Source organism: Psychrobacter sp. TB20-MNA-CIBAN-0197, from assembly GCF_040309765.1.
Lineage (GTDB): Bacteria > Pseudomonadota > Gammaproteobacteria > Pseudomonadales > Moraxellaceae > Psychrobacter > Psychrobacter submarinus.
Map to the genome: position 1 here is coordinate 1 of NZ_JBEOPC010000229.1, position 342 is coordinate 342.

At 36.8% G+C, this 342-nt stretch carries 1 protein-coding gene; it reads right to left on the minus strand.

The window, feature by feature from the left end:
* On the minus strand, nucleotides 1–251 hold a 251-nt coding region (locus tag AAEY83_RS13445), incomplete at its 3' end, for an IS630 transposase-related protein (RefSeq protein ID WP_351059547.1).
* Nucleotides 252–342: the final 91 nt, after the last annotated feature.

The window sequence follows — 342 nt, forward strand, 5'->3', positions numbered from 1 at the left end:
GTTTTACTACAGTTTAGACGACGTGCTCGCTCATACTGGTAATCATCAGGATGTTCTTTGACATCATTAAGTAGCACATCATCTGGTATTTTATAGGGTTTGGTTTGCCTGGTTGTTTTGCTATGAACACGTCTCTTCCAGTTCTGTATGGTGGTTGGGCTGAGATTATAGAATTCAGCTGCCTCGGCAAAGGTCATACCCTCGTCTAAGCTTTTTAGTACTTGTTTGCGAAAATCTAGCGAGTAAGTCATGGTCTTTATAATAACAATTGAATTTGATAATTAGTTTATAACACTTTTAGGTGGGATTGACTATATATTAATTAATCTAAGCTCTACACTT